Source organism: Streptomyces sp. SID14478 (assembly GCF_010548525.1).
In the GTDB taxonomy this organism is placed as follows: domain Bacteria; phylum Actinomycetota; class Actinomycetes; order Streptomycetales; family Streptomycetaceae; genus Streptomyces.
On the sequence record NZ_JAAGMG010001324.1, the window covers coordinates 1 to 2,352 of the forward strand.

Sequence of the window (2,352 nt, forward strand, 5' to 3'; positions counted from 1 at the left end):
AGGCCGCCCTCCTGCGCGAGCGCCGCGACCGCGCCGCCGCGGGCCGACGCGGCGAGCAGCCGCAGCGAGCGGTAGAGGCTGGACTTGCCGGTGCCGTTCGCGCCGGTGATCACGTTCAGGCGGTCCAGCGGGACGATCAGCCGGCGCAGGGAGCGGTAGTTCTCGACGGCCAGAGTGGTGATCACGTCTCGGAGGGCTCCGGCGGCGCCAGGAAGCGGCCCATCGGGAGGACGGCGCGGCCCCAGGTCGAGGCCATGAGCTGTCCGGCGAGCAGGTACAGCGCCCCGAGCGTCGCACCGAGCCCGAACCAGCCCGTGACCCGGTTCCAGCCGACCAGGCCCGTGAAGCCGTTGCAGGTCATGGCGACGAAGACGACGAGCACGCAGCTGAAGGTGAGCAGCAGCACGAGATGGATGCGCCAACTCGCCAGCCACAGCACGAAGACCACGAACACCCAGGGCAGCGTGAACAGGCCCATCGCGTCGCCGCGCAGCGACGGGTCGAGGGACGGCAGCACCCACAGCAGCATCAGCGCCTTCGCCATCCAGAACAGGCCGAAGCCGCCGAACACCGTGGCGTGCCAGGTGTCGCCGCGCTGCGCCTGGAAGAGCCCGGCGAGCAGCTGCGCGAGGCCGCCGATGAAGAAGCCGACCACGGGCACGTCGGCGGCGGCCAGCTTCTCGGGGAAGATCCCCGCGTCGATGCCGGTCGCGATCATCGTGACGACGATGAAGCCGGTGAGGCCGAGCGGTCCGAGCTGGGCCTGGGCCGTCGGTTCCATGCGTTTGACGGAGACGGCCTGGGCGGCCGGGCCCGAGCGGTGCGGGAAGTTCACGAGGCCACCCCCACGTGCGCCCGGCCGCCCCGCGTCCGGCCGTCCCGCTTCTTCTCGCGCAGGCCCGCCACGAGCAGCGTCACCACGATGCCGAGCACCGCCCACGCCGACAGGACGAGCAGCGACTTCGTGACGTCGTTGCCGTGGAAGTACGCGATCGAGCGCGCCACCCAGGTGCCCGCGCCCGGCGGCAGCCAGGGGCCGATCGCGTGCCAGAACGGCGGCAGCATCGGCAGCGGGAACGCGCCGCCCGCGCTCGGGTTGCCCGCGACGACGATCAGCAGCACGGCAAGCCCGATGCCGACGACACCGGTCAGCTCCTCCAGGGCGAGGGTGATCGTGCCGACGGAGAAGGTGACCAGCGCGCCGAGCCCGGCCAGGGCCCAGAAGGAGCCGGGCAGCGCGCCCAGGATCGCGTCGCCGACGATGAGCGAGCCGCCGAGGCCGCCGACGATCGCGACGAGCGCCATCGCGCCGATCCGGATGGCCGCGCGCTGCGGGCTCGCCCGCCGGGACCCGGCGCTGATCGACATGATCGAGGCGCACAGGTAGCCGCCGACGCACCAGCCGACGACGAGGTAGAAGGACGAGAGCCCGTCGAAGTCCCGGGAGGAGGCCGGGGCCACGTCGATCGTGCGCACGGTCCGCTTCTCCATGCCGTCGACCTCGGTGGCGAGGGTCTCCAGCGCCTTCGCCAGGACGGTGCCGCCACCGGACGCGACGAGCAGGGTGTCCTTGCTGCCCCGTGGGTCGACGATCAGGGCGCCGTCGATCTTCCGGTCCAGGATCTGCCGGCGCGCCGTCCGCTCGTCGGCGACCACCCGCGGGTCCAGCGGGGAGCCCGGCAGCTTCGACAGCTGCTGCTCGGCCTGTTGCGCGGCGGCGGGCACCGGGGAGACGACGCCGAACGGCACGTCCTTCGGCTTCGGGTTGTGCAGCGCCCCCACGTACGAGGCGATGAACAACAGTTGGAGGGCGAGCACGCCGATCACGAGCAGCGCGGCTCTGGGGGTGACGGCGTTCTTGAACTCGTCGGCGAACTTCATGTCCCCACGGTCCGGTGGGGGCCTGGGTCATGCAGTCGGGGTGGGCCGAACGGGTGCAGGTCACCGAGGTGAGCCCACACCTTCGAATCGCACAAAAATTCGAACATGGTCTATGGTGAGGACATCGGGCCTGATGGGGCCCGTGTGGCAGGACATGCGGGACAGGACAGGGGGTAGCGAGTGGCGAGGTGGTTCAGGTGCTGGGATTTACGCATCTGCACACCGCCTCGGGGTTCTCGCTGCGCTACGGCGCCTCGCACCCGGACGCGCTCGCCGAGCGGGCGGCCGAGCGGGGCATGGACGCGGTCGCGCTGACCGACCGGGACACCCTCGGCGGCGCCGTCCGCTTCGCCAAGGCCGCGGGCCGCTCCGGGATCCGGCCGCTGTTCGGGGCGGACCTCGCGGTCGCCGCACCCACGGAGACGGCCGGCCGTACGGAACGCCGGCGCACCCCGGTGCGGGGCGGCGCGT

General features: G+C 72.3%; 4 protein-coding genes. 1 reads left to right on the forward strand and 3 read right to left on the reverse strand.

Annotation, left to right across the window (positions count from 1 at the left end):
- The 3 genes from G3I40_RS42020 to G3I40_RS42030 all read right to left on the reverse strand — a co-directional run.
- The coding region (locus G3I40_RS42020) for an AAA family ATPase (RefSeq protein ID WP_164560059.1) at positions 1-185 on the reverse strand (185 nt) is incomplete at its 3' end.
- A complete protein-coding gene (locus G3I40_RS42025; protein WP_164560060.1) occupies positions 182-835 on the reverse strand; it encodes a GPR1/FUN34/YaaH family transporter in 654 nt (217 codons plus the stop codon). The genes G3I40_RS42020 and G3I40_RS42025, both read right to left, overlap by 4 nt.
- Positions 832-1,881 carry a DUF3533 domain-containing protein gene (locus G3I40_RS42030; RefSeq protein WP_164560061.1) on the reverse strand — a complete coding sequence of 350 codons (1,050 nt, stop codon included), beginning with the start codon at positions 1,879-1,881 and terminating at the stop codon, positions 832-834. Before G3I40_RS42030 ends, G3I40_RS42025 begins: the two co-directional genes overlap by 4 nt.
- A gap of 197 nt (positions 1,882-2,078) precedes the next feature.
- On the opposite strand from G3I40_RS42030, the gene G3I40_RS42035 reads away from it, so the two are divergent.
- Positions 2,079-2,352: PHP domain-containing protein (locus G3I40_RS42035; protein WP_164560062.1), on the forward strand; the 274-nt coding region annotated here is incomplete at its 3' end.